The following is a 24082-nucleotide window of genomic DNA, read 5'->3' as shown; positions in this document are numbered from 1 at the left end:
ATATTATGATAACTATCATAAAAAATAGTATGCATGCATATAATTATGAAATAACTATTTTTCTGTAAATATATTGTCTTTTTTCTAATGATTTTTTAATATTTCCTAGATTTCAAACGATTGAAGGAGATTTCGAGGCTAATTTTTTTTGCTTTTACCTTGATTTTATTGAAATAATTTCACAAAAGATTAGCAGAAAGTTATGTTTCTTTAAATCAGATTTCTTCTTTGTTGTTTGATGTGGAAAGTTTTAGGTTTCAAGTTATGCTAGAACCTGAAACCTGAAACTGGAAACAAAAATAAACCCGACAAGTTTTTAAAACCTGTCGGGTTTGGATATTTATAAGGAAACTAAATTTTAGCTTTCCATGTAAGCTTCAATAGGAGCACAGCTACAAACTAAATTTCTGTCGCCATAAGCATCGTCAACGCGACGAACAGATGGCCAGAATTTATTGTCAGCAATATACTCTAATGGGTAAGCCGCTTTTTCTCTAGTATAAGGGAAATCCCAATTGTCTGTAGTTAACATTGCCAATGTGTGAGGTGCATTTTTCAATACATTGTTTTTATCATCGGCAGTTGCAGCTTCGATCTCTTTTCTAATTGAGATAAGAGCATCACAAAAACGATCTAATTCTGCTAAATCTTCAGATTCAGTTGGCTCGATCATTAAAGTTCCAGCTACTGGGAAAGAAACTGTTGGAGCGTGGAAACCGTAATCCATTAAACGTTTAGCAATATCACCAACCTCGATTCCGTTTTCTTTAAATGCACGGCAATCTAAAATCATTTCGTGAGCAGCTCTTCCGCATTCTCCAGTGTAAAGAATTGGGTAGTGACCTTCGAAACGAGATTTCATATAGTTCGCATTCAAGATTGCGTGCTCTGTAGCACTTTTTAATCCGTCAGCACCCATCATTGTGATGTAACCATAAGAGATTAAACATACTAAAGCAGATCCGTAAGGTGCAGATGAAATTGCTGTAATAGCTTGTTCACCACCTACTTTTAAGATTGGGTTTGTTGGCAAGAAAGGAACTAATTTCTCGTTCACACAGATTGGTCCAACACCAGGTCCACCACCACCGTGAGGAATAGCGAATGTTTTGTGTAAGTTTAAGTGACAAACGTCGGCACCAATTGTAGCAGGATTTGTTAATCCAACTTGCGCGTTCATGTTTGCACCATCCATATATACTAATCCGCCATTATCGTGGATTAATTTTGTGATTTCAATAATTGAAGATTCGAAAACTCCGTGAGTAGAAGGATACGTAACCATTAAGCAAGATAAATCATCTTTGTGCTCAATTGCTTTTTCTCTTAAATCTTCTACATCAATATTTCCTTCTGGAGTAGTTTTCGTAACAATGATTTTCATTCCAGCCATCGCTGCAGAAGCAGGATTGGTTCCGTGAGCCGATGAAGGAATCAAACATACATTACGGTGGCCTTCGTTTCTTGACATGTGGTAAGCACGAATTGCCATTAATCCAGCATATTCTCCTTGAGCACCTGAGTTTGGCTGTAAAGTTGTTCCAGCAAATCCAGTAATTACATTTAATTGTTGCTCTAATTTTTTAAGCATTGTAATGTAACCTTCTGCTTGCTCAACTGGTGCAAACGGGTGAATGCTGTTCCAGTTTGGCATTGAAAGAGGCAACATTTCAGAAGCTGCGTTTAACTTCATTGTACAAGAACCTAATGAAATCATTGAGTGATTCAATGATAAATCTTTACGCTCTAATTTTTTGATGTAACGCATTAACTGACTTTCTGAATGATGATTGTTGAATACATCATGTGTTAAGAAAGACGACGTTCTTTCTAATGAAGCAGGTAATTGACTAGCTTCAGTTAATTCAGAAACAGAAACCGTTTCTTTTCCTAAAGCTTCAGTAAAAATCGCAACGATTTGGTTGATGTCAGAAACTGAAGTCGTTTCGTTTAACGAAATAGAAATTGTATCAGCATCAACGTAGAAGAAGTTTACTTCGTTTTTCTCTGCTACAGCTTTTACTTTTTGAGCGTCTGCTTTTACTAAAATAGTATCAAAGTAAGCGGAGTTAATTTGAGAAACTCCAATTTTATTTAAAGCCTCCGCAGTAGTAACCGCCGATGCGTGAACTTTGTTTGCTATGTATTTTAATCCTTCTGGACCGTGGTAAACTGCGTACATTCCAGCCATAACTGCTAGTAAAACCTGAGCAGTACAAATGTTTGAAGTTGCTTTTTCACGTTTAATGTGCTGTTCACGAGTTCCTAAAGCCATACGTAAAGCACGGTTTCCATTTACGTCAATAGAAACTCCAATGATACGACCTGGCATAGATCTTTTGTATTCTTCTTTAGTAGCAAAGTAAGCAGCGTGAGGACCACCGTAACCCATTGGTACACCAAAACGTTGTGTAGTTCCAACCACTACAGCAGCTCCCATTTCTCCTGGAGAAGTTAAAGTTGCTAATGATAAAATATCAGCAGCAAAGGCAACTTTGATTTCGTTTTCTTTTGCTTTAGCAACAAAAGCACTATAATCGTTTACCTGACCGTATTTTCCTGGGTATTGTAAAATAGCTCCAAAAAACTCAGTTGAAAAATCAAAGTTTTCGTGGTTTCCAACAACTAATTCAATTCCAATTGGAGTTGAACGTGTTTGAAGTACAGATAAAGTTTGTGGTAAAATTTCTTCAGAAACGAAGAATTTGTTTGTATTGTTTTTCTTTTGATCACGAGTACGAACATCAAAAAGTAAAGCCATCGCTTCAGCAGCAGCTGTACCTTCGTCAAGTAAAGAAGCGTTTGCAATTTCCATTCCTGTCAATTCGATAACAGTAGTCTGGAAATTTAAAATAGCTTCCAAACGACCTTGAGCAATTTCTGCTTGGTAAGGCGTGTAAGCAGTATACCATCCTGGGTTTTCGAAGATATTTCTCTGAATTGGCGCAGGAACGATAGTTGGATGATAACCCAAACCAATATAAGATTTGAATACTTTATTTTTCTTCCCTAATTCTTGAATGTGATTTGCGAATTCATATTCTGTCATCGCAGGATCTAAGTTCAAAGGTGCTTTTAAACGAATATCGTCCGGAAGGGTTTCATAAACAAGTTGCTCAATTGAGTCAACTCCAATAGTTTTCAGCATGTGCTGAAGATCAGTTTCTCTTGGACCAATGTGTCTTAAAGCAAAAGCATCTGTTTTCATTTGTAGCTATCTATTTTTTTTAAATTGATGTGTTCGTACACCATTTTGACATACGAATCACATTTAAAAGTAAATGTGTTGTTTTTTTGTGGCGCAAAATTAAGTATTATTAATAATTTAATAGGTATTTTTAACTTCAATTTTTATCAATTTTATAACTAAAGAGTTGATTTGTTACCAATTGATTAGATTTGAGGCATGAAACTTCTAAAACAAATTTTCGATTTTTATTTAAACAGCAGTATTCACGTGGCTTTATCGTGCTATGCTTTGGTCCGAATTACATTTCATGTGTTTCATATTCAGTACGATGAGCCAATGGCATTGTTTGTTTTTTTCGGAACAATTGTAGGATATAATTTCGTAAAATATGACGCGCTGGTTCGGGTAAAGAAAAGCCCGATAGGAACTCAGCTAAAAATTATTGCTGTTTTGAGTTTTATTTCGGTGGTTTTAGTTGGGTATTATTTTTTTCATTTGAAGAGAATAACACAAATAGTCTCCGTTGGAATTTTTGCCATAACAGCGCTTTATACTTTACCTTTTTTTCCAAATCGAAGAAATGCCAGAAATTGGGCAGGAGTAAAAATCTACATTGTAGCTCTTTGTTGGGTTGGTGCTACTTTGGTTTTACCTTTAATAAATGCAGAAATTCCGTTTACCATAGATTTCTTTATCAAATGCATTCAACGTTTCGTATTGGTTTTTGTACTGATTCTAGTTTTTGAAATTTTAGATTTAGCCAATGACGATCCGCATTTGCAAACCGTTCCGCAGACAATTGGAGTAAAGAAAACCAAGTTTTTAGGATTTTTGTTATTGATTCCGTTTTGGTTTTTAGAAGTTTTTATTTCGACATTCAATATTCATGACGCGATTATAAATCTTATTATGGTCATCATGCTGATGTTGTTTATTGCTTTTGCCAATCCGAATCGTTCCAAATATTACACTTCCTTTTGGGTCGAAAGTGTGCCGATTTTTTGGTGGCTGATGATAGTGTTTTTATGATTTATTTTTAATCATATCAACTGTAATAATTCTGTAAGTATTTGAATTTACAGTAATTTTGATGTTGTTCTCATTATTTGAAACATAAAAATTTTTTCCAATTTTCTGATAATATTTTGCATCAGTTTTTTCTAAAATAGTCAAAAGCCTTTCTTCAATTTCAGATTTGGTAAAGTTGCTTTTTAGTTTTTTATTTATTCTACTATAAACTAGTTCTGTATAGCAGAGATTATCTAATATTTTATTTTTGGACGAAATCATTTATAGGTGTATTTTCTTATTTATTTGCAAATATAATTAAATAAGAGTATTCTACAATTTAAATGAATATCAATATTTGGGCGTGTCCCTCCGGGTCGGGCTTTCGGCTAAATCTTTTATTCCGCTCCGCTGCATAAAAGGATACCGCCTCTATCCCTCACGCAAACCGTAAAATGAGAAAATTTATTTTCAAAAGAAGATTTATTAATTTTTTGAGTTACCTCCAGTTAAAGTTGGAGGCAACTGAAATTAATATTATAAAATCTGCCCAATCTGCTAAATCTGCGAGAAAAAACTATTTCGTTTTCTGCTCCGCCAAAGCTTTATTCAAATCTGCTTTAGCCTCATTTAGTTTTTTTCTTTTCTTGTCGATTTTTTCTTTGCTTTCCTTGTCTTTAATCGCTTCGTTCAAATCAGCAGTTCTTTCATTGACTTTTTGCTGTTTCTCTTTTACCTTTTTGTCAAGATCTTTGTTGACTGTTTTGGTAGTGCAGTTTTTCTTAGTTTGTGCAATCGCTTCTTCAACACCTTTAATCTGATTTTGATTTCCAGCTTTTTTCGCAGCCACTAATTTTGTGTTTAATTCACAAAGCTTTCTTTCACATCCTTTTAAAGTTGTGCAATTGCTCTGCGAAAATCCTATAAAAGAAATAGCAAAAAGAAGTACAGTTAATATCGTTTTTAATTTCATAAGTATGTTTTTGATTTGTTATTCAATCATTGATAAAAATGAATTACTTATAAAAGTAAGGAATTTATCTTAATCAAGTTTTTCCGAAACAGCTTTCAAAACCTTATTTCTTTCTAAAAGAAAATTTGTAAGATGCTTTTCCAAAAATAAAATGTCGAAAAGTTTTCCAAATATCCCAAACGGAGTTTCATATTGCAATTTATCTTTCATTATTGTAAAACCATTTTCTTCTTCAAAAAAATGTTCATGTTTAAACGATTTGAATTTACCTTTCTCCATTTCATCCACAAAATAATCATAGAAATTCATTGCGGTAATTCGGCTTTTGTGCGTGATGTAAAATCCGAAATGTTTGCCACGCCAAGTTATCGTTTCATCTAAATTTATTAAACCCGATGTCACGCCCTCAATTGCCTTTTCTTTTGTTGGACTTGCAGATTGCTGGTGAATGTCGATATTTCTGGATGCATCAAAAACGATTTGTTTTGAGGCGTTTATTTTGGTTGTGAGGTTTATTGTTGTCATTTGTTTTAATTGTTTTCGACGTTATTTTGTCATCCTGACGGAGGAAGGATCACACTAGAAACTCCGCAAAGCATATCGACAATTCTTTGTCGAGATTCGTGTGTGATCCTTCCTCCGTCAGGATGACAAAAAACACGTAGTTTTAACGCAATAAATTTTTAAAAGCATTATCAATATCCCCAAACTTAAACTGAAACCCATTTTCTAAAAGTCGTTTCGGAATTACATTTCTACTTTTCAAAACCAATTCCGTTTCAGTTCGAATAATAAAAGATCCAATTTCAAGAAAGAATTTATTGATCGGAATTCCGAAAGGAAAACCAACAGCTTTTCTAAGCTTCTTCATAAAAATAGAATTCGCAATTGGTTCTGGAGAAACTACATTTATAACTCCAGTAGTTTCTTTTTGAATAATAAAATCAACAGCATTGGCAAAATCTGCCTCATGTATCCAACTTATAAACTGATTCCCTTTTCCTTGTTTTCCTCCAAAACCAATTTTAGCCAAAGTCTTTAACGGAATAAAAGCACCGCCATTTTTTCCTAAAACAATCGAAGTTCGCAAAGCAGTTTTTAAAGTCTTTGGAGTTTCAGTTTTAAAGAATGCTTTTTCCCAAGAAAGCGCCACATTTATAGAAAAGTCATTTCCAATCTCTCCATCAATTTCATCCATTTGTTTGTCTAATGAAAATCGATAAATAGTTGAGGTTGATGAATTCAGCCAATGTTTCGGCGGATTTTGACAATTTAAAACCGCTTTATTTAGAATTTTGGTGCTTTCGATTCGAGATAAAAGAATTTCTTTTTTGTTTTCTTTCGTATAACGGCAATCAACAGACTTTCCTGCTAGATTAATTAAAACTGTAGCATTCTCCAATTCATTTTCCCAGCCCGAAAAAGTTCTAGCGTTCCAATTTACATATTTAATTCCGTCAATTGTTTGAGATTTCCCTCGGGTTAGAATGACAATCTCTTCAAATTTATTTTTGAAATGATCGACTAAAACTTGTCCTAGAAAACCGGTTCCTGCTGCGATTATAAGCTTGCTCATGTGTTTTTCAAGTATTAAACCCGACAGTTTTTTAACCCTGTCGGGTTTCGTTAATCTTATTAAGCTTTAAAAACTAATCTTTCTTCTCGCTGTGCCTCTTTTGCTTTTCTTTTTCCTCTAAAAAAGAAATACAAATTAAAGAATAACATAATTCCAAGATAAATAGAAAATCCGCCAATTTTATAACTTAGATTTTCGATTAATTCTTGATAAGTATCGTTGCTCAATTGCAATTCAAGAATCATTAGCGCAAAGCCAATATTTAAAAGATAGAATCCAGTTTCAAATAGTTTGTTAGTTGCCTGTGCAATATCTTCACGTCCTTTAAATATGTCAAGCATAAAGATTTTTCCATTTTTGAAAAGGGTTTTAGAAACATAATAAGTTAAAAATAAAGCGACTGGTAAATAAATTCCGTAACCGATTAAGATTTTTGTAGTTTCCATAATATTTAGTTTTTATTGTTATGAATTAGTTTTTGAACATACTTAGTTATAATCAAAATGTTGAGATAATGTAGAATTGAAATAATGAAAATTATGACAGCTGTTTTGATGCAAATTATTTCGATCAATTGAGCCGGAGAAATAATTTTTTGCCAGGAAATTAAAGTCATTGCACAATAGCCAATATTCAAAAGATAATATGCTAAAAGCAAAATCTGATTAATTTTTTGACAGAGATCAGCGTGGTTTGGGATTAATTCTAAAACAAAAATATTTCCGTTTTTGTAGCAGATTTTCCCCACTTTTAGGATAATGAAAATAGTTATGCTGAGGTAGGTAAAATACCCAATGATATTAAGATTCATAGTTTCCTGATTTATGAGATTTAATATATTTCTTCTAGAACAGGAAGAATCTGCAATTTCCTTTTGTTCTTCACTGTAATTTTTGAGCCTTCAGCCAAGAAAATAGAAGTTGGTTTTTGAGTTTGAAGAAACCCAAAATCGGGTCCATAATTTTTTTCGAAATCAATATCAATTCGATGGTTTAATACTTCAAATTGTTCCCATCTTGGATGTGTCACTTCATATTCAAAAGTGGTTTCTTCATCGATTTTGGTGTATCCGAAATAATGTTCTGTAATAAATTCTGCTTCAGAATCGATTTCGATTTTACTTAAATCTTTTTTGGTTTCAATTTCAATTGTGTTCCATTCTTTATCCTTTTTCCATTGATAAATAAAAGTATTCGTGTTTTTATTTTCAATGATTTCATGTTTCATTTTCTGAGTTTCATAATGTTCCTGATACAAAGTATTGGCAATAAAAGTGATGGCTTTTTTAGGAACAATTTCTTTAATGAAAACCACTCCGCGTTTCCATTCGCCATTTTCAAAACGCTTTACATAAAATCTAAGATTCACTTCTTCAAAATTGGTATGAAACGGAACTTTCAATCCTAAAACTTTGGTGTTTTTAAACATAAATCCGACCAAGCTTACGTAACATTTGTTGTTCCAAATGTCAATTTGAGTTCCTGCAGGAAGATATTTTTCTAAAATTTCAGCATCAATTTCATAATTGAAAAGTGCTAAGTTTTTCCATTCTGCTTTTAAGAAGTTCATGATAAGTTGTTTTTAAATTTTTAAACTTTCAGAAAAAAATGAAAGTTTGGATTAAATTTTTTTATTTCATCATTTTTATAACCAGTTTTCCTAGCCAGTTATCATTAAATTCAGTCATTTTGTCCAACATATTGTCTGCTTTTAAAACGAAATCATACAATTTAGTAGTTTGATCTACAAAGTGTTTTTCTTCTGCCGAATCTTTCGGTTCGATAGTCGAAACTTCTTTTAAGATTTTTAGCGTTGGCTTGATTTCTCTTTTGCTTCTTTCTCTGGAAATTTTAACTGCTAATTCGTCTAAATCTTTTTCTGCTGTGAAAAATTCTTTTCTTTCCCCAGCTTTATATTCTTTATAAACAATTCCCCAATCCATTAAACCTCTTAAGTTCATACTGGCATTTCCGCGGGAAATCTGCAATTCTTCCATAATATCTTCCATAGAAACAGGTTCGTTCGAAACCATTAATAAAGCGTGGATCTGTGCCATCGTTTTATTAATACCCCATTGAGAACCTAATGCTCCCCAGGTTTGTACAAACTTATTTTTTGCTTCTTTGAATTCCATGAGTCAAATGTAAGTAAAAGTTTTTAAACTTTCAAAAATAATTGAAACATATTTAACGAATTATAAAGTTATGTTAATTCAAGTCTTGAATTTTTGATTAACTAATGAGAAAGATATTTTTGTAAAAATCACATTTTATGGAATTATACTACACATTTTCGGTACTTATTGTACTGGCTTCTTTCTTCGCCTATTTAAATTTAAGATTTTTAAAACTTCCAGGAACGATCGGAATCATGATTATTGCCATGTTGGTTTCGGTAGGAATTCGTCTTTTAGGAGACTCTTATTTTCCTGCAACGACTAAACATTTTTTTGATTTAATAAAAGAATTTGATTTCAACGAAATCCTAATGGGAGCAATGTTAAATTTTCTTTTGTTCGCTGGAGCACTTCACGTAAATATGGCAGATCTTAAAGAGCAAAAAGTTCCCATTATGATTTATTCTACAGTTAGTGTTGTATTGTCAGCTTTAATCATTTCTGGTTTGCTTTTTTATATTGCACCCCTTTTAGGAATAAAAATCCCTTATATATTTTGCTTAGTTTTTGGAACCTTAATTTCTCCAACCGATCCAATTGTGGTTTTAGGAGTTTTAAAGGAAGCGAAAGTTCCTAAAAGAATCGAAACTAAAATTGTTGGTGAATCTCTATTTAATGATGGAGTAGCTGTAGTGATGTTTGCTGTAGTTTTGAAAATGGCAACTGATCCAACATTTGATATGACTTTTGGTTCTATTGCTTGGTTATTTGCAAAAGAAGGTATTGGAGGACTTTTATTAGGTGCTGTTCTAGGAATTTCTGCATCAAACGTTATGAAGAAAATTGACGATTATAAAGTCTCAGTTTTAATCACGCTTTCTATCGTAATGGGAGGATTTTTAATCGCTCAAAGTTTACACGTTTCTAGTCCGCTTGCGATGGTTGTTGCCGGATTGATTATTGGAAATTATGGTAAAAAAGTCGCGATGAGTGAAGTTACCCAAGATTATCTAGGGAAATTTTGGGAACTTATCGACGAAATATTAAATGCTATTTTATTCTTATTTATTGGTTTTGAATTGTTGTTACTGCCAGATTTAAATAAACAATTGATAACAGGTTTTGTAGCCATTTTTATTGTTCTTTTTTCAAGATTAACTTCTATCGTTTTACCTTGGAAATTCTTCGATATCTTCAAGTTCTTCGGAATCAGGTCTGCTTACAACAAAGGTTCTCTAATGGTGTTAGTTTGGGGAGGAATTCGTGGCGGAGTTTCTATTGCTTTGGTACTTTCTATGCCTGAAGGAGAATACAAAAACCTTTTACTTGAAGTAACTTATATAGTAGTTTTATTTTCAATTGTAGTGCAAGGACTGACAGTTGGAAAGCTTGCTAAACGAGTTTTGGAGAAAGAATAGAGAGCAAAGAAAATAGATGCTAGAATAAAGATTTTATTTTTAAGCCATTTAATAAGAGACTTGCAAAAATATTTGCAGGTCTTTTTTTTTTGATTTGTTTTTCGATTAGATATTTCTGGTTTTAAAAATGCGGATACAAATTGAAAGATTTTTCTTAATTTTGTCTCGTGATTTAATCTGCAACTAAATTATAGTTGCAGATTAAAGATTTAATTATAAATTTGTATGAGTAAGATTGATAAACTTATTGAAAGATTAAAATCAAAACCAAAAGATTTTTCTTGGGATGAAATGCTGAAAGTTTTAAATCACTTTGGTTATAAACAAATCTCACAAGGAAAAACTGGTGGTTCAAGAAGAAAATTTGTGAATGAAAATAAACAGATTATAAGTTTACACGAACCACATCCGCAAAAAGTTTTGAAAGGATATCAGATTGATATTATTATTGAATATTTGGAATTGTAATATGAAAAACTATTTAGAATATAACGGCTACATTGGGACTTTAGAATTTTCTTCGGATGATAAAATATTCTTTGGAAAAATTCAAGGTATAAATGATTTAGTAACTTTTGAAGGATCTTCTGTTGCCGAATTGGAAGCATCTTTTAAAGAAGCTATTGAAGATTATTTAGAGACATGTAAATTGTTAAATAAAGCCCCGGATAAAACTTATAAAGGATCTTTTAATGTGAGGGTGTCTCAAGAGTTACATCAAAAAATAGCACTTTTAGCTTCCAGAAAAGGATTGAATTTAAATGAAGTTGTAAAAGAAGCATTGTTTTACGTTGTCAAACATGAAGAAATTTTAAATTAGAAACCCGAAACAAAAATGTTTCGGGTTTTGTTTATCGTTTATCTTCTTTAGAATAATTAGATTCTCCATTTATATTAATTTCTCCGCCTAAAAAACGAGGTTCCCGATTTCTTAAAACATCAAAAAAGGATTTAAAAACTGAACCATATTCTCTAAAGCGAACATAATTATATCCAAGATATTCTCCATGGTTTGCAGAATATCCAGCTGATTTTATTCCGAGTTTTTGCCCAATATAAATGGCGCGATTTAAATGATATTCCTGCGAAATTAAAGTCGCTTTTTTAATCTTAAAAATATGTTTTGCTCGATACATTGTCGAATAGGTATCGAAACCTGCATAATCAATAAATATCTTTGTAGTGTCGACGCCATGATTGTAACAATAATTCTTCATTACCGTCAATTCATCGTATTCATCACGCCCGTTATCTCCCGAAAGCAGAATTTTATTAATGCGTTTAGCTTTCCAAAGCATTATTCCAGCATCCAAACGATCTTTTAAATATTTGCTTGGCTGATTTCCATTAATTCCTGCGCCAAAAATAATTCCGACATCATTTTTAGGAAATTTTTTAATGGAATAGTGAATGTATCTCTTAGTAGAAGATTTTACATAGTAGTTTACTGAAACGACAGCAATCAATCCGATAATTGCAAGATAAAGCACTATTTTAAAATATTTTTTCACGGCTGGTATTTGTAAGATTAAGATTTAAAACACGAAGATAGTTAAAGTAAAACCAAATAAAAAAACCGAAGCATTTATACTTCGGTTTCAAAATTTAATTCTCTAGGAAACTTAGCAACTTAGGAGCTTAGTATCTTAGAAACTCTATAATAGTCCCGCTCTTTTCAATAAAGCTTCAGGTTTTGGTTCTTGTCCTCTAAAACGTTTGTACAAAGTCATAGGATGTTCTGTTCCTCCTTTAGAAAGAACATTGTCTTTGAATTTCTTTGCAATTTCTTCGTTGAAGATTCCATTTTCTTGGAAATATTCAAAAGCATCTGCATCCAAAACTTCTGCCCATTTGTAGCTGTAATATCCAGAAGAATATCCACCTTGGAAAATATGAGAAAATGCCGTACTCATTGCATTTTCTTTTACGTCTGGATATAATTGTGTATTAGCAAATTGCTCGGTTTCGAAAGCTTTTAAGTCTGTAATGTTAGTTGGATCTTGTCCGTGCCAAGCCATATCTAATAATCCAAAACTCAACTGACGTAATGTTGCTAAACCTTCTTGGAAACTTGCACTTTCTTTAATTTTCTGAACGTATTCAATCGGAATGATTTCTCCCGTTTCGTAATGATTTGCAAACAAAGCCAAAGCCTCTGGCTCGTAACACCAGTTTTCCATAATCTGACTTGGTAATTCTACGAAATCCCAGTAAACAGAAGTTCCAGATAAACTTGGATAAACGGTATCGGCTAACATTCCGTGTAATCCGTGACCGAATTCGTGGAATAAAGTGGTTACTTCATTAAAAGTTAATAACGAAGGTTTTGTTTCTGTTGGTTTGGTAAAATTACAAACGTTAGAAATATGCGGTCTTTCGTTTACACCGTCTTTCACATATTGTGATTTAAATGAAGTCATCCAAGCACCGTTTCTTTTTCCTTTTCGTGGGAAGAAATCAGCGTAGAAAATCGAAACTAAATTTCCGTTAGCATCTTTTACTTCGTAAGTCGTAACTTCTTCGTGGTATTTATCAATATCAAAAACCTCAGTAAAAGTTAAACCGTATAATTTTTTGGCAACGGTAAAAGCGCCATCTAATACTTTTTCTAATTGAAAATAAGGTTTTAGTTTTTCATCGTCTAAATTAAAAAGCTGCTGTTTTAATTTTTCAGAATAATACGCTCCGTCCCATTTTTCTAATTGTTCGATTCCGTCTAATTCTTTCGCGAAAGCAGTTAATTCTGCAAATTCTTTTTTAGCCGCTGGTTTTGCTTTTGCTAATAAATCATTTAAAAAAGAGAAAACTTTCTCCGGACTTTCGGCCATTCTTTCCTCCAGAACAAAATGAGCGTGCGTTTTATAACCTAATAAATTGGCTCTTTCAAAGCGCAATTTCGCTATCTTTAAAACATTTTCCTGATTATCAAATTCGTTATTCTGAAATGCTTTTGCACCAAATGCAATTGCCATTTTTTTACGCAATTCACGATTATCCGCATAAGTCAAAAACGGAACATAACTTGGATGATCTAAAGTGAAAATCCAGCCTTCTTTTTCCTGATTTTTGGCTAATAATCTTGCTGCTTCAATTGTACCTTCTGGAAGACCAGATAAGTCTTTTTCATCGGTTAAATGCAATTCGAAATTGTTGGTTTCTGCCAAAACATTTTCACCAAACTGTAAACTCAATTTAGATAATTCTTTGTCAATTTCTCTTAATTGGTTTTTCTTGTCTTCTGGCAGATTAGCTCCGTTTCTTGAAAAGCTTTTATATTTTTTATCTAATAAAGTCGTTTGCTCTGCATTTAGATTTAAACTTTCTTTTTGATCGTAAACAGCTTTTACTCGTGCAAATAAATCAGCATTTAAGCGAATGTCATTTCCAAATTCTGAAAGTAAAGGCGAAACTTTCTGAGCAATTTTCTGCATTTCGTCATTCGTTTCTGCCGAATTCAAATTGAAGAAAATACTAGAAAGACGATCTAAAATATCACCAGAATAATCCATTGCTACAATTGTGTTTTCAAAAGTGGGTGCATCAGGATTATTTACGATGGCATCAATTTCAGCTTTAGCCAAAGCAATTCCTTCGTTGAAAGCAGGAACATAATCTTCGATTTTAATTTGCGAAAAAGGTGCGGTGTTATGTTTAGTTATAAATTTTGAAAGTAAAACACTCATTATATTATTATATTTTTTATTAATAAAAGGCAATTTTTTGAATTTCAAAGATAGCAATTAATAAAAACCTAATCATCTATACAAAATCGATTCTCAGCATAAAATCCTCTTAAATTGTGTTATAGATATGTTATTTATTGGTCTAGGCGTTTTTAAAAGCGTAAATTGAAAAAATAGATTTGGCATTATAAAATGCGAATCATAATTAAAATAAAAAAATGATGAATTATCAAATTGTAATAAAGAATATTGATACGGTTAATGAAATTGAAGGTTATTGGTCTGACGAAGATTTTATTGCGTTATTAGAAAAATTCAATTATCCCGATGGCGAAACAGCTGAAAAAAGTAGTTTGCCAGAATTATTAGAAATGGCCATTTCAGATTATGAGCCTAATGAAGCGGCTCAAATAGTTTTGCACTATAAATTGGGAGATCAATTAAGCGAAGGTCAAATAGATCAAATATCGAACGATATGTTAATCGATAAAGTTTGCGAAGAATACCCCGAAATACACATGCAAGGCACTTTGTTTCATGTAAATCAATTGCTTTTTAAGGCGTATAATGGCAAATTTCCAAATGCAAAAGCTTCTATAGTTCATTTTTCAATGACACCAACTGATGGAGAAATACAAAAACTGACAGCCGAAAATGTACTAAAATTATTGAATAAAGGATTGTCTGAGAGAAATCTTATCAAGAGATTGTTTGAAAATCAAATTTCTCAAAATATTCCATTTCCAGAAGCTGAAAGTATTGTTTGGGATTTGAAAACAGATGATGATATAAACTATGATCTTGTTACTTCAGAAAATTGGATAAATAAAGAAGATATAAACGAATCTGAATTTGAATCTGTTTTGGAAGAAGTTGAAGATGTAGCTTAATTCAAAAAAGAGATAAAATTGTAAATTTAGTTTCACGAAGAAGCTCAAAGAAAAAACACAGAGATTCACAAAAAATTTGTGCGCCTCTGTGTTTTTTTTGTGTATCTCTGCGAAATTACTTTTTCAAACCTTCAGCCGCTTTATTTACTGCCGCTTTCAATTCTTCTTTATAAGAAATAATCGTATCTAAAACTTTTTTATCGTGGCTTCCGATGATTTGTGCTGCTAAAATTCCAGCATTTTTTGCACCGTTTAAAGCTACAGTTGCAACAGGAACTCCACCTGGCATTTGCAGAATAGATAAAACAGAATCCCATCCATCAATCGAATTGCTTGATTTTACGGGAACTCCAATTACAGGAAGCGGAGACATTGAAGCCACCATTCCTGGTAAATGCGCCGCACCTCCCGCACCGGCAATAATTACGGAGATTCCGCGAGTGTGTGCATTTTTGCTGAAATCGAATAATTTCTCCGGCGTTCTGTGTGCCGAAACAATATCTACTTCAACTTCTACATTAAATTGTTTTAATATGTCGATTGCATCCTGCATAACTGGCATGTCTGAGATGCTTCCCATTATAATGGCTACTTTGCTCATTTGTTTTTTGTTTGTTTTTGTTTCAGGTTTAAAGTTTCAAGTTTTGTTGAGACTGAAAACTTTATTTTATTCTAAGTTGTAAACTCCGACTGAATACTAAAAAATTACTGACCACTGATCACTTTAATCGTGTTCTTAACTTCCTGTGCAATTCTCCTAGCTTCCTGCATATTTTCATTTACGATTGTAACGTGACCCATTTTTCTAAACGGACGAGTTTGTTTTTTACCGTAAATATGTGGCGTAACGCCATCCCATCCTAAAATGGTTTCGATGTTTTCATAAACAACATCTCCAGAAAATCCTTCGGCACCCACTAAATTTACCATAATTCCGGCAACTTTACTGTCTGTGTTTCCTAACGGAAGATCTAAAATAGCACGTAAATGATTTTCGAATTGCGAAGTATAACTTGCTTCAATTGAATAATGTCCAGAATTATGCGGACGTGGAGCAACTTCGTTTACCAAAATCTCATCTTCATTGGTTTGGAACATTTCAACAGCCAAAAGTCCAACGTGATTGAATTTTTCTGAAACATTTAAAGCAATTGCTCTGGCCTTTTCTGCAACTTTTTCGTCGATTCTTGCCGGACAGATTACATATTCAACTTGGTTTGCTTCTGGATGAAATTCCATTTCTACAACTGGATACGTTTTTATTTCTCCTGATGGATTTCTTACCACAATTACCGCCAATTCATTTTTGAACGGAACCATAGTTTCTGCAATACATTCTACATTTGGTAAATCATCCATGTCAGAAATCTGGCGAATTACTTTTACGCCGTTTCCGTCGTAACCAAATTCAGTGCATTTCCATACAAATGGAATCGTGATTTCATTATTTCCAACTGATTTTTGCAAATGCAACGGACTTTCAAATCGTAAATATGCTGCGGTTGGAATATTACTTTCGGTATAAAAATCTTTTTGAGTTCCTTTATTCTGAATTCCTTTTAAGGTTTTTGGAGATGGATAAACTTTTACGCCTTCCTTTTCTAATTGCGTTAAAGCTTCAAGATTTACCAATTCGATTTCAAAAGTCAAAACATCGACTTGTTTTCCGAAGTTGTAAACCGTTTCGTAATCCATTAAATCGCCTTGGAAGAATTTGTTGCAGGCAATTTTACTCGGCGCTTCGTCACTCGGATCTAAAACATAAGTTTGGATGTCAAATTTTCTGGTGTCAGACAAAAGCATTTTGCCTAATTGTCCGCCGCCTAGTATTCCCAATTTAAAATCAGAAGAAAAATAATTCATTTTGTGTTGTGTTTTTGCAAAGATACCTTTTAATCTTTTTTTAGCCAAAATTTAGTTTTTTAGCTGTGGATGCATAAAGTTTTGCCACTCCCGATAGCTATCGGGATAAAAGGATTAAAAAGATTTTTCTCTGTGTGTAATTGCTTCGCCTATTCGCTATCGCTCGGGTCGTGGCGAAAAAAAATCTTTTTTTATCCTTTTAATCTGTGGCAAACGAAACCTATTTAATTTTCTTCAAAACTTCTTTGGCAACAGCTTTGTATGCGGCAGAATGGTCTGCGTAATCTTTGTCAATTATCACTTTGAGTTCGGGATGGATCCAGTCGTAATAATTTCCTAGGATATATAAAGTGCGAATAGAGTAGGCTTTTGTGGCCACTTTAATATCGGTAATTAACCAGTCAAAAGAAGCTTCGATACATTCTTGAAGATTTTCTTCAGAGAGTTTAATGCAATTTTCATTTTTTTTATAATGCGATTTCACCAAAAGCTGAACGACTTTTGCAATTGGGCGAAGCGAACTTTCGTCTTTTAAAACTTTCAAATTCGAACAGAAAAAATCAAGATGCGGCTGGAGCCAAAGCAATTCTTCGTAAGAAACAAATTCTAGAATCCAGCAGGCTTTATGATTGTTTTTGTCTTCGGGAGAAAAGCAGATGGAAACTAATTCAGCAAAAAGTGAAGGATTTTCTAAGACTTCCTGCGCTGCTTTAAGACGGTTTTCTCTATAAGCATTTACATAATCCAGTTTTTTTTGTAATTCAGACAGCATTTTTGTGGTATTAAATACTATGCTAAAATACGTAATTTAATGAGATAATTCCGTAATAATTTATGGGTAATCCAGGATAATAAAATCTTGGTTGTGCGTTTCCAACACCAGTTGCATTGGTCAGAATCATCGAAGCATATTTTTCATTTGTTAAGTTATTTACGCCTGCATCTAAATGCGCTTTTAAACCAGACAAAATTTCGAATTGATATCCCGTTTTTAAATTTAATAATGAATAAGAATCTGAAAAATTGGCATTAGAATCGTTCATTGGAATTTTATCTGTGAACTGAAAATCGGCTGAAATATAAAGCCCTGAATTTGTATTTAAAATAAAACCTGCACTTGCCGTATTGGCTGGAACGCCAGTTAATTTATTTCCTGAATAATCATTTCCGTTGTCGACAAATTCTTTGAATTCGTAATTTCCGATTGAAGTCCCGACATAAGAATTTAAATTAAAAGTTCGATTGATTGGCCAATTGTGGTTTAATGAGATTTCAATTCCTTCGTGAAACGTTTTTCCAGCATTTACGCCTTCGTATTGATCATCGCCAATTCTTTTGGCAACCAATAAATCTTTAATTTCCATTCGATAAACGGCAATTTGAGTGTAGAGTTTTTTATTGAAGAAATGCAATTTTCCGCCCAATTCAAAATTATAGCCTGTTTCGGGTTTAATATCCTGATTGATATTTCCCGTTGCCGTTAAAGTTTCTTCGGTTGCGGGAAGAGAAAATCCTCGACTTACAGAAAAGTAAAAAGTTTGAATTTCGTTTGGCTTAAATAAAAAAGAAAGTTGTGGCGAAAAAATGCCATCATAACTATATTCTTCCTTCGGGTTATCCGCGGAAGCGGGAAAATCATTCTGCAATTCGAATTTGGTTTTGTTGTAATTTAAACCTGCCTGAATTTCAAATCGATCAGAAAGTAAAGTTCTAATTTGCGAAAAAACATTATAAAAATGTCTTTTTTGATCAGTTGCTGTAAGTTGATCGCCCTGTAGACTTCCGTTTCCATTATTTTGCTGATATAGATTTTCAAAAGTATTGCCACTGTAATTATCTCTGAAATATTCCAATCCTGATATAAATTGATTTTTGATTTTTCCGATTGTAAAATCACCAGAAAATTGTGTTCTTGCGCCTGAGGCAAAAGTATATTGACGTAAAATATCAAAAGGTCTCGGTTCATTGCTGTCTTTATAATTGACGAAAACTGAAGTTGAATTATTTAAATGATCGTTTATTTTGAAATCATAAGCCAATCCGCCCAAAGTCGATTTGTATTCTTTAAAACCCTGAGAAGCAACCCAAGTTGGCGCACCCGCCTCTGGATTATTTTCGAAAGTAGTTTTATTGATGGAACTCGGAATGTAAGCTTTCAAATAAGTGTAATTAGAGAAGTATGTTAGTTTACTGTTTTTCTTTCGGAATAATTCTCCCGAAAGTGTAATTCCTTCCCGATTGTAAGCACTGTTTTGACGCCATCCGTCTGTCTTTAAATCATGATAGCTAAGGCTTAAAGAAGAACTTTTTTCATTCAAATCAAAACTTACTCTATTTTTCAATAATCCAAAAGAACCAAAAACAGAACTTATTTCAGTTTGATAATTGCCTTTTTTTAATGTTTGAGGCGAAATGAGAATCGCTCCGCCCAAACCTGCTCCATAAATACTCGAAATCGGCCCTTTTATGACTTCAAGTTGATTGATGTTTTGAAGATCGATATCGTCAATTACCGTTTCGCTGTTTCCAGATGTCAGCGGAATACTTCCGTAAAAAGCTCTGATTTTATTGGTTCCGTATGGAGTTCTCGCGCCAATTCCGCGAATCGAAATTCGGGTCGTCGTAATATTCGATGATTGCATAAGAACACCGGGAATAGTATTAATGACATTGCTGATATCTGTGGTATTATTTCGAAGCAATTCTTTCTCGGATAAAATGCCTATTGACGCGGGACTATTCTGTAAATCACGATTAATGTGAAGCGGACTTATTAAAACCTCATTTAGTTTTTGAGTTTTGACAGAATCAATATTTTGGACTTCTTTTTCTTGTGCAATTAGATTTTGTAAAATCGAAAAAACAATAATTAGAAAATAGTATTTTTTTAAAAACATATATTTTATGTAGCAATTCTAGGAATTTGGAATTTTATCTCAACAGATTACTATTGAGATTTATTTTTAACACATAGAAACATAGCATTGATTGAGGCAAAAAAGGCGTTTCACTTATCAAAAGCCACATAGCAAAACTATGTGCGAAAACGAGTTTTCTTAATAACATCTTTTAAACAAAAATCTATGTCTCTATGTGTTTAAAATTTTCTTTTTATAATTATTCCAATAATTTTCGGAATTGGAATTTGAGATTTAAGTATTGTGATTTATTTATTGGCCGTAACCTTCCAAATCGTATTACTGCTATCATCATTTACTAAAAGCGATCCGTCATTCATCACGGTAACGGCAACAGGACGTCCGTAAACTTCTGCTTTGTTTGCATCAGAAATAAAACCTGTTAAAAAATCTTCTGGTTTTCCTGAAGGTTTTCCATCTTCAAAAGGAACAAACAACACTTTATAACCCGAAATTTTAGAACGGTTCCAAGAACCATGCTGACCTACAAAAGCGCCGTTTTTATATTTTGCAGGAAAAGCATCTTTAGTATAAAAAGCCAATCCCAATGAAGCAGTATGCGAACCAACGGGAACATCTGGAACAATTGCTTTTTCGACTAAGTCTTTTCTTTCGCCTTTCATTCTCGGATCAGGAATATTTCCAAAATAAGAATATGGCCATCCGTAGAAACCATCTCTTTTTACACTTGTAATATAATCTGGAACTAGGTCGTCGCCCAATTCGTCGCGCTCATTTACTGCAGTCCACAGTTCTTTGTTGGCAGGATTCCAGTCCATTCCAACTGGATTTCTAAGACCCGAAGCGAAGATTTTTTCTCCAGTTCCGTCAGGATTAATTTCTAAAATCGCGGCACGACGAACTTCTTTGTCCATTCCGTTTTCGCCAACATTACTTCCAGAACCTACAGAAACGTAAATTTTGTTTCCGTCTGGACTTGCCAATAAATTTCTTGTCCAGTGATTGTTATAACCTCCCGCAGGAAGTTCAAGGATTTTTTCGACTTTAGTTTCTAGCTTAAGCGGATTGTTTTTATAAGGGTAACGGTATAATCCGTCGGTATTGGCAATGTAGAAAAAGTCTTTTAAGGCTAGCATTCCAAAAGGTTTGTTTAGCCCAGAAATAAAAACTTCTCTAGTTTCAAATTTTCCATCTTTGTCTTTATCTCTTAAAACGGTTATTTGGTTTTTACTGCTGCGTGTTCCGCTTTCTACAACAAAAATATCTTGGTTCGGCGCAATGTAAGTCCAACGCGGATTCTCAAATCCGTCAGCAAATTTAGTTACAGTAAAACCTTCAGGGGCTTTTGGAGTTTTGCCAGCAGGCCAGCCAATCACTTTACTATTGTTGCTTTTTGATTCGGTTGCATAGGGTGGAGGAAGCGTAATATCTCCAATGGCAGTTTTTACAATATTGCCTGGCTGTTTTGCCAAAGCTTCTTTTTCTTCTTTTTTTACTTGCCCATTGCAGGCAGTCATTAAGGCTAGTAACGGGATTGAAAATAAGGTTAAGGATTTTTTCATTGGTTTTTTGGAGTTAAATAATTATAGTACAACAATTTACTTAAAATTCAGATAGTCTCAAAAAATAATTTGTAAACATTAACTGATATTTAACATTCTTAAAAAATATCTCGATACACTCCATTTTGATAGAAGCAGTTAAGTTCTAATTCTTTATCTTTGTCCATTATTTTAAAATGAAAAATAATGATACAACTTCACGATAAACAATTTGTTCCGTTTATTTCGGCTAAAGAAATTGATTTTGCTTTAACTAAAATAGTGGCTCAGGTCGAAGATGATTTTGGAGATGATACGCCAATTTTTATTGGAGTTTTGAATGGCGCTTTTATGGTAGTGTCAGATTTTTTGAAAAAATATAAAAAACCGTGCGAGGTTTCGTTTATCAAAATGGCATCGTATGAAGGAACTGAAACAACAAATTCAGTTAAAGAACTAATTGGAATTAATCAAGATTTGTCTGGAAGAACGGTAATTATTATCGAAGATATTATTGATACTGGAAACACAATCGAAGAATTAAAGCATTTGTTTAAAGCACAAAATGTAAAGCATTTTAAAATTGCAACATTGTTTTTTAAACCAGAAGCTTATAAAAAAGATATAAAAATAGATTATATCGGAATTAGAATTCCGAACAAATTTATTGTAGGTTACGGTTTAGACTACGATGGTCTAGGAAGAAACCTAACTGAAGTTTACAAATTAGCAGAATAACAAAACACAACTATATATTCATTTAAAGACTTCTGAAAGACAGAGGTAACAACACTCATTTCAATTATGATTAACATCGTTTTATTTGGAAAGCCTGGTGCAGGAAAAGGAACTCAGGCAGAATTTTTAAAAGAAAAATACAATTTAACACACCTTTCAACAGGAGATATTTTTCGTTTCAATTTAAAAAATGATACTGAACTAGGAAAAAAAGCAAGAGTTTTTATGGACAATGGAGAATTGGTTCCTTGCGAAGTAACAACTGCAATGTTAATTGATGAGGTTAAAAAACATCCAGATACTGCAGGATTTTTGTTTGACGGTTATCCAAGAACAATCAATCAGGCAGAAGCTTTAGATAAATTTTTACCAACAATTGGGTCAAGCGTAACAGCAACAATCGCTTTAGAAGCTGATGATGAGATTTTGGTAGCACGTTTATTAGAAAGAGGAAAAACAAGCGGAAGAGCTGATGATCAAGACGAAGAAAAAATTCGTGTAAGATATCAAGAATATAATGAGAAAACAGCTCCGCTTATTGGATATTACAAAGAACAAAATAAGTTTCATGCCGTAGACGGTATCGGAACTATTGAACAAATTACAGAGCGCTTAACGTCAGTTATAGATAATTTGTAGAAAGCTTTTTAAGCTGTACGTTACTCCCGATAATTATCGGGCTCAAAAAAACTATTTTTCTAACTCTAAAACGGGCTTTTCAAATGTTTTTGACAATCAAAGTTTTTGGGTTAGAAAAATTAGTTTTTTAATTGACAGCCTTAATAAATTGAATACAAATTACATTTAACGAGACCATTTTATAACGAATCCCCTATCAATTGGAAATACTAATTATATTTTTTCTAATTCTATTAAACGGAGTTTTCTCCATGTCTGAAATCGCCTTGATTTCGGCCCGTAAAAACAGGCTGGAAACTGCTGCGAAAAAAGGCAACAAAAGCGCTAAAACGGCACTCGATTTAGCCAATTCCCCAAATAAGTTTTTATCTACTGTACAAATCGGAATTACCTTAATCGGAATTTTGACAGGTATTTATTCTGGTGACAAAATCACTGCCGATGTAGAACTTTTTGTAGCAAGTTTTGCTGCTCTTAAACCTTATGCACATTCAATCGCAGTTGGAATTGTAGTGGTAGTTTTAACTTTTTTCTCATTGGTTTTGGGAGAATTACTTCCAAAACGAATCGGATTAAATTATCCAGAAGCTATTGCTAAAATGGTTGCAATGCCAATGAAAGTGATTTCGATTATTACGGCGCCATTTATTTGGCTTTTAACTTCATCAACAGATTTTTTGCTGAATGTTTTTCAGATAAAACCAACTGCTGACGGAAAAGTTACAGAAGAAGAAATTAAAGCCATTATTAAAGAAGGTACAGAAGTAGGAGAGGTTCAGGAAATAGAACAAGATATTGTGGAACGTGTTTTCCATATCGGAGATAGAAAAGTAAGTTCGTTAATGACACACAGAAAATCTGTTGATATGCTTCCATTAAAAGCAGACAGAGAAAAGATCAAAGAATTGGTAGTTCAGGATCTGCATGCTGTTTATCCAGTTTATAACGATAATTATGATGATATTGTTGGAGTTGTAACACTTAAAAATATTTTTGCTAACATCGAAAATGATAATTTTGATTTGTCAGTTATAGTTTCTGATGCACCTTATTTAATGGAGCAAACTACAGCATACAAAGCTTTAGAAAATTTCAAAAAAACAGGTGTTCATTACGCTTTAGTTTCAGATGAATATGGGGTTTTTCAAGGTTTAATTACTTTGAATGATATTCTGGAAGCTTTAGTTGGAGATGCATCTGAATTTTATAAAGATGAATTCCAGCTAATAGAAAGAGAAGACGGTACATGGCTGGTTGACGGACATTATTCGTTACATGATTTCTTAACTTATTTCGAGTTAGACGAACTAACAAACGATTACGAAGTAAACACTGTAAGCGGAATGATCATGACTGAGCTTTCTCATATTCCAAAAGAAGGCGAAAAACTAGTTTGGCAGAAATTCGTCCTAGAAGTAATCGACATGGACGGTGTTAAGATTGACAAAGTGCTTGTGAGAGCATTGAAAGAGTAGAGAGAAAATTTGTTTCAGGTTTCATGTTTAAAATTTCAGATTATGCATTACGCAACTTGAAACTTGAAACATGAAACTTGAAACTTTACATAA

23 protein-coding genes are annotated in these 24082 nt (G+C 33.1%); 8 read left to right on the top strand and 15 right to left on the bottom strand.

Translation table 11 applies throughout. From position 1 onward, the window contains the following. Positions 1–358: 358 nt before the first annotated feature. The gene (gcvP, locus tag BSF41_RS21500; protein ID WP_095931533.1) at positions 359–3208 is read right to left on the bottom strand and encodes an aminomethyl-transferring glycine dehydrogenase; all 2850 of its coding nucleotides are present in this window, start codon (positions 3206–3208) and stop codon (positions 359–361) included. 198 nt (positions 3209–3406) lie between these two features. Here gcvP and BSF41_RS21495 point away from each other — a divergent pair, with 198 nt between their 5' ends. Continuing rightward, positions 3407–4219, top strand: a complete 813-nt coding sequence (locus BSF41_RS21495) for a hypothetical protein (protein ID WP_095931532.1) — start codon at positions 3407–3409, stop codon at positions 4217–4219. Here BSF41_RS21495 and BSF41_RS21490 read toward each other — a convergent pair. The 7 genes from BSF41_RS21490 to BSF41_RS21455 form a co-directional block, all read right to left on the bottom strand. After that, entirely contained in the window at positions 4214–4480 is a 267-nt protein-coding gene (locus tag BSF41_RS21490) for a DUF3781 domain-containing protein (RefSeq protein ID WP_216359051.1), read from the bottom strand. The two genes, BSF41_RS21495 and BSF41_RS21490, sit on opposite strands and share 6 nt — an antisense overlap. Positions 4481–4775: 295 nt before the next feature. Then, positions 4776–5171, bottom strand: coding sequence for a DUF1090 family protein (locus BSF41_RS21485; protein WP_095931531.1), 396 nt, complete (start codon positions 5169–5171; stop codon positions 4776–4778). 69 nt (positions 5172–5240) lie between these two features. After that, positions 5241–5696, bottom strand: a complete 456-nt coding sequence (locus tag BSF41_RS21480) for an SRPBCC family protein (RefSeq protein WP_095931530.1) — start codon at positions 5694–5696, stop codon at positions 5241–5243. A gap of 142 nt (positions 5697–5838) precedes the next feature. Next, on the bottom strand, positions 5839–6747 hold the full coding sequence (locus BSF41_RS21475; protein ID WP_095931529.1) for a TIGR01777 family oxidoreductase: 909 nt from the start codon (positions 6745–6747) through the stop codon (positions 5839–5841). Positions 6748–6806: 59 nt separating this feature from the next. Further along, positions 6807–7193 carry a hypothetical protein gene (locus BSF41_RS21470; RefSeq protein WP_095931528.1) on the bottom strand — a complete coding sequence of 129 codons (387 nt, stop codon included), beginning with the start codon at positions 7191–7193 and terminating at the stop codon, positions 6807–6809. Positions 7194–7578: 385 nt separating this feature from the next. Then, entirely contained in the window at positions 7579–8316 is a 738-nt protein-coding gene (locus BSF41_RS21460; protein WP_095931526.1) for a YqjF family protein, read from the bottom strand. 61 nt (positions 8317–8377) lie between these two features. Continuing rightward, entirely contained in the window at positions 8378–8881 is a 504-nt protein-coding gene (locus BSF41_RS21455) for a GbsR/MarR family transcriptional regulator (protein WP_095931525.1), read from the bottom strand. Between the two features lie 137 nt (positions 8882–9018). Here BSF41_RS21455 and BSF41_RS21450 point away from each other — a divergent pair, with 137 nt between their 5' ends. From BSF41_RS21450 to BSF41_RS21440, 3 genes are all read left to right on the top strand, one after another. Continuing rightward, positions 9019–10281 (top strand): sodium:proton antiporter, encoded by a 1263-nt coding sequence (locus BSF41_RS21450; RefSeq protein ID WP_095931524.1) that lies wholly within the window; start codon positions 9019–9021, stop codon positions 10279–10281. Positions 10282–10506: 225 nt separating this feature from the next. Next, on the top strand, positions 10507–10749 hold the full coding sequence (locus tag BSF41_RS21445) for a type II toxin-antitoxin system HicA family toxin (RefSeq protein ID WP_095931523.1): 243 nt from the start codon (positions 10507–10509) through the stop codon (positions 10747–10749). A 1-nt stretch (position 10750) separates the two neighbouring features. After that, positions 10751–11101 carry a type II toxin-antitoxin system HicB family antitoxin gene (locus BSF41_RS21440; RefSeq protein WP_095931522.1) on the top strand — a complete coding sequence of 117 codons (351 nt, stop codon included), beginning with the start codon at positions 10751–10753 and terminating at the stop codon, positions 11099–11101. Positions 11102–11132: 31 nt separating this feature from the next. Here BSF41_RS21440 and BSF41_RS21435 read toward each other — a convergent pair whose 3' ends face one another. Further along, a complete protein-coding gene (locus BSF41_RS21435; protein WP_095931521.1) occupies positions 11133–11792 on the bottom strand; it encodes a vancomycin high temperature exclusion protein in 660 nt (219 codons plus the stop codon). Positions 11793–11936: 144 nt separating this feature from the next. Further along, on the bottom strand, positions 11937–13964 hold the full coding sequence (locus BSF41_RS21430; RefSeq protein ID WP_095931538.1) for a M3 family metallopeptidase: 2028 nt from the start codon (positions 13962–13964) through the stop codon (positions 11937–11939). A 218-nt stretch (positions 13965–14182) separates the two neighbouring features. On the opposite strand from BSF41_RS21430, the gene BSF41_RS21425 reads away from it, so the two are divergent. Further along, on the top strand, positions 14183–14854 hold the full coding sequence (locus BSF41_RS21425; protein ID WP_253251872.1) for a hypothetical protein: 672 nt from the start codon (positions 14183–14185) through the stop codon (positions 14852–14854). Between the two features lie 115 nt (positions 14855–14969). On the opposite strand, the gene purE is transcribed toward BSF41_RS21425, so the two are convergent. The 5 genes from purE to BSF41_RS21400 all read right to left on the bottom strand — a co-directional run bounded on the left by purE (position 14970) and on the right by BSF41_RS21400 (position 21158). Further along, on the bottom strand, positions 14970–15455 hold the full coding sequence (gene purE / locus BSF41_RS21420; protein ID WP_012022518.1) for a 5-(carboxyamino)imidazole ribonucleotide mutase: 486 nt from the start codon (positions 15453–15455) through the stop codon (positions 14970–14972). 104 nt (positions 15456–15559) lie between these two features. Next, the gene (locus tag BSF41_RS21415; protein WP_095931536.1) at positions 15560–16717 is read right to left on the bottom strand and encodes a 5-(carboxyamino)imidazole ribonucleotide synthase; all 1158 of its coding nucleotides are present in this window, start codon (positions 16715–16717) and stop codon (positions 15560–15562) included. Positions 16718–16937: 220 nt separating this feature from the next. After that, complete coding sequence (locus tag BSF41_RS21410) at positions 16938–17489, bottom strand: hypothetical protein (protein ID WP_095931520.1); 552 nt, start codon at positions 17487–17489, stop codon at positions 16938–16940. Positions 17490–17511: 22 nt separating this feature from the next. Next, complete coding sequence (locus BSF41_RS21405) at positions 17512–19614, bottom strand: TonB-dependent receptor (RefSeq protein ID WP_095931519.1); 2103 nt, start codon at positions 19612–19614, stop codon at positions 17512–17514. 269 nt (positions 19615–19883) lie between these two features. Further along, positions 19884–21158, bottom strand: a complete 1275-nt coding sequence (locus BSF41_RS21400) for a sorbosone dehydrogenase family protein (RefSeq protein ID WP_095931518.1) — start codon at positions 21156–21158, stop codon at positions 19884–19886. Positions 21159–21344: 186 nt separating this feature from the next. On the opposite strand from BSF41_RS21400, the gene hpt reads away from it, so the two are divergent. The 3 genes from hpt (at position 21345) to BSF41_RS21390 (ending at position 23989) form a co-directional block, all read left to right on the top strand. Further along, entirely contained in the window at positions 21345–21875 is a 531-nt protein-coding gene (gene hpt, locus BSF41_RS23995) for a hypoxanthine phosphoribosyltransferase (RefSeq protein ID WP_244165420.1), read from the top strand. Positions 21876–21941: 66 nt separating this feature from the next. Beyond that, entirely contained in the window at positions 21942–22514 is a 573-nt protein-coding gene (locus BSF41_RS23990) for an adenylate kinase (protein WP_057114947.1), read from the top strand. 200 nt (positions 22515–22714) lie between these two features. After that, positions 22715–23989 (top strand): hemolysin family protein, encoded by a 1275-nt coding sequence (locus BSF41_RS21390; protein ID WP_095931517.1) that lies wholly within the window; start codon positions 22715–22717, stop codon positions 23987–23989. Positions 23990–24082 lie beyond the last annotated feature (93 nt).

The organism is Flavobacterium sp. ACN2 (assembly GCF_002303885.1).
Lineage (GTDB): Bacteria > Bacteroidota > Bacteroidia > Flavobacteriales > Flavobacteriaceae > Flavobacterium.
This window is presented reverse-complemented; position numbering and strand designations above follow the sequence as displayed.

Bases quoted from the DNA above. Each gene is read 5' to 3' on its own strand.
- BSF41_RS21470 (WP_095931528.1), bottom strand. From the start codon at position 7,193: ATGGAAACTACAAAAATCTTAATCGGTTACGGAATTTATTTACCAGTC.
- BSF41_RS21455 (WP_095931525.1), bottom strand. From the start codon at position 8,881: ATGGAATTCAAAGAAGCAAAAAATAAGTTTGTACAAACCTGGGGAGCA.
- gcvP (WP_095931533.1), bottom strand. From the start codon at position 3,208: ATGAAAACAGATGCTTTTGCTTTAAGACACATTGGTCCAAGAGAAACT.
- BSF41_RS21460 (WP_095931526.1), bottom strand. From the start codon at position 8,316: ATGAACTTCTTAAAAGCAGAATGGAAAAACTTAGCACTTTTCAATTAT.
- BSF41_RS21445 (WP_095931523.1), top strand. From the start codon at position 10,507: ATGAGTAAGATTGATAAACTTATTGAAAGATTAAAATCAAAACCAAAA.
- BSF41_RS21495 (WP_095931532.1), top strand. From the start codon at position 3,407: ATGAAACTTCTAAAACAAATTTTCGATTTTTATTTAAACAGCAGTATT.
- BSF41_RS21440 (WP_095931522.1), top strand. From the start codon at position 10,751: ATGAAAAACTATTTAGAATATAACGGCTACATTGGGACTTTAGAATTT.
- BSF41_RS21475 (WP_095931529.1), bottom strand. From the start codon at position 6,747: ATGAGCAAGCTTATAATCGCAGCAGGAACCGGTTTTCTAGGACAAGTT.
- hpt (WP_244165420.1), top strand. From the start codon at position 21,345: ATGATACAACTTCACGATAAACAATTTGTTCCGTTTATTTCGGCTAAA.
- BSF41_RS21405 (WP_095931519.1), bottom strand. From the start codon at position 19,614: ATGTTTTTAAAAAAATACTATTTTCTAATTATTGTTTTTTCGATTTTA.
- BSF41_RS21400 (WP_095931518.1), bottom strand. From the start codon at position 21,158: ATGAAAAAATCCTTAACCTTATTTTCAATCCCGTTACTAGCCTTAATG.
- BSF41_RS21480 (WP_095931530.1), bottom strand. From the start codon at position 5,696: ATGACAACAATAAACCTCACAACCAAAATAAACGCCTCAAAACAAATC.
- purE (WP_012022518.1), bottom strand. From the start codon at position 15,455: ATGAGCAAAGTAGCCATTATAATGGGAAGCATCTCAGACATGCCAGTT.
- BSF41_RS23990 (WP_057114947.1), top strand. From the start codon at position 21,942: ATGATTAACATCGTTTTATTTGGAAAGCCTGGTGCAGGAAAAGGAACT.
- BSF41_RS21485 (WP_095931531.1), bottom strand. From the start codon at position 5,171: ATGAAATTAAAAACGATATTAACTGTACTTCTTTTTGCTATTTCTTTT.
- BSF41_RS21410 (WP_095931520.1), bottom strand. From the start codon at position 17,489: ATGCTGTCTGAATTACAAAAAAAACTGGATTATGTAAATGCTTATAGA.
- BSF41_RS21430 (WP_095931538.1), bottom strand. From the start codon at position 13,964: ATGAGTGTTTTACTTTCAAAATTTATAACTAAACATAACACCGCACCT.
- BSF41_RS21415 (WP_095931536.1), bottom strand. From the start codon at position 16,717: ATGAATTATTTTTCTTCTGATTTTAAATTGGGAATACTAGGCGGCGGA.
- BSF41_RS21425 (WP_253251872.1), top strand. From the start codon at position 14,183: ATGATGAATTATCAAATTGTAATAAAGAATATTGATACGGTTAATGAA.
- BSF41_RS21450 (WP_095931524.1), top strand. From the start codon at position 9,019: ATGGAATTATACTACACATTTTCGGTACTTATTGTACTGGCTTCTTTC.
- BSF41_RS21490 (WP_216359051.1), bottom strand. From the start codon at position 4,480: ATGATTTCGTCCAAAAATAAAATATTAGATAATCTCTGCTATACAGAA.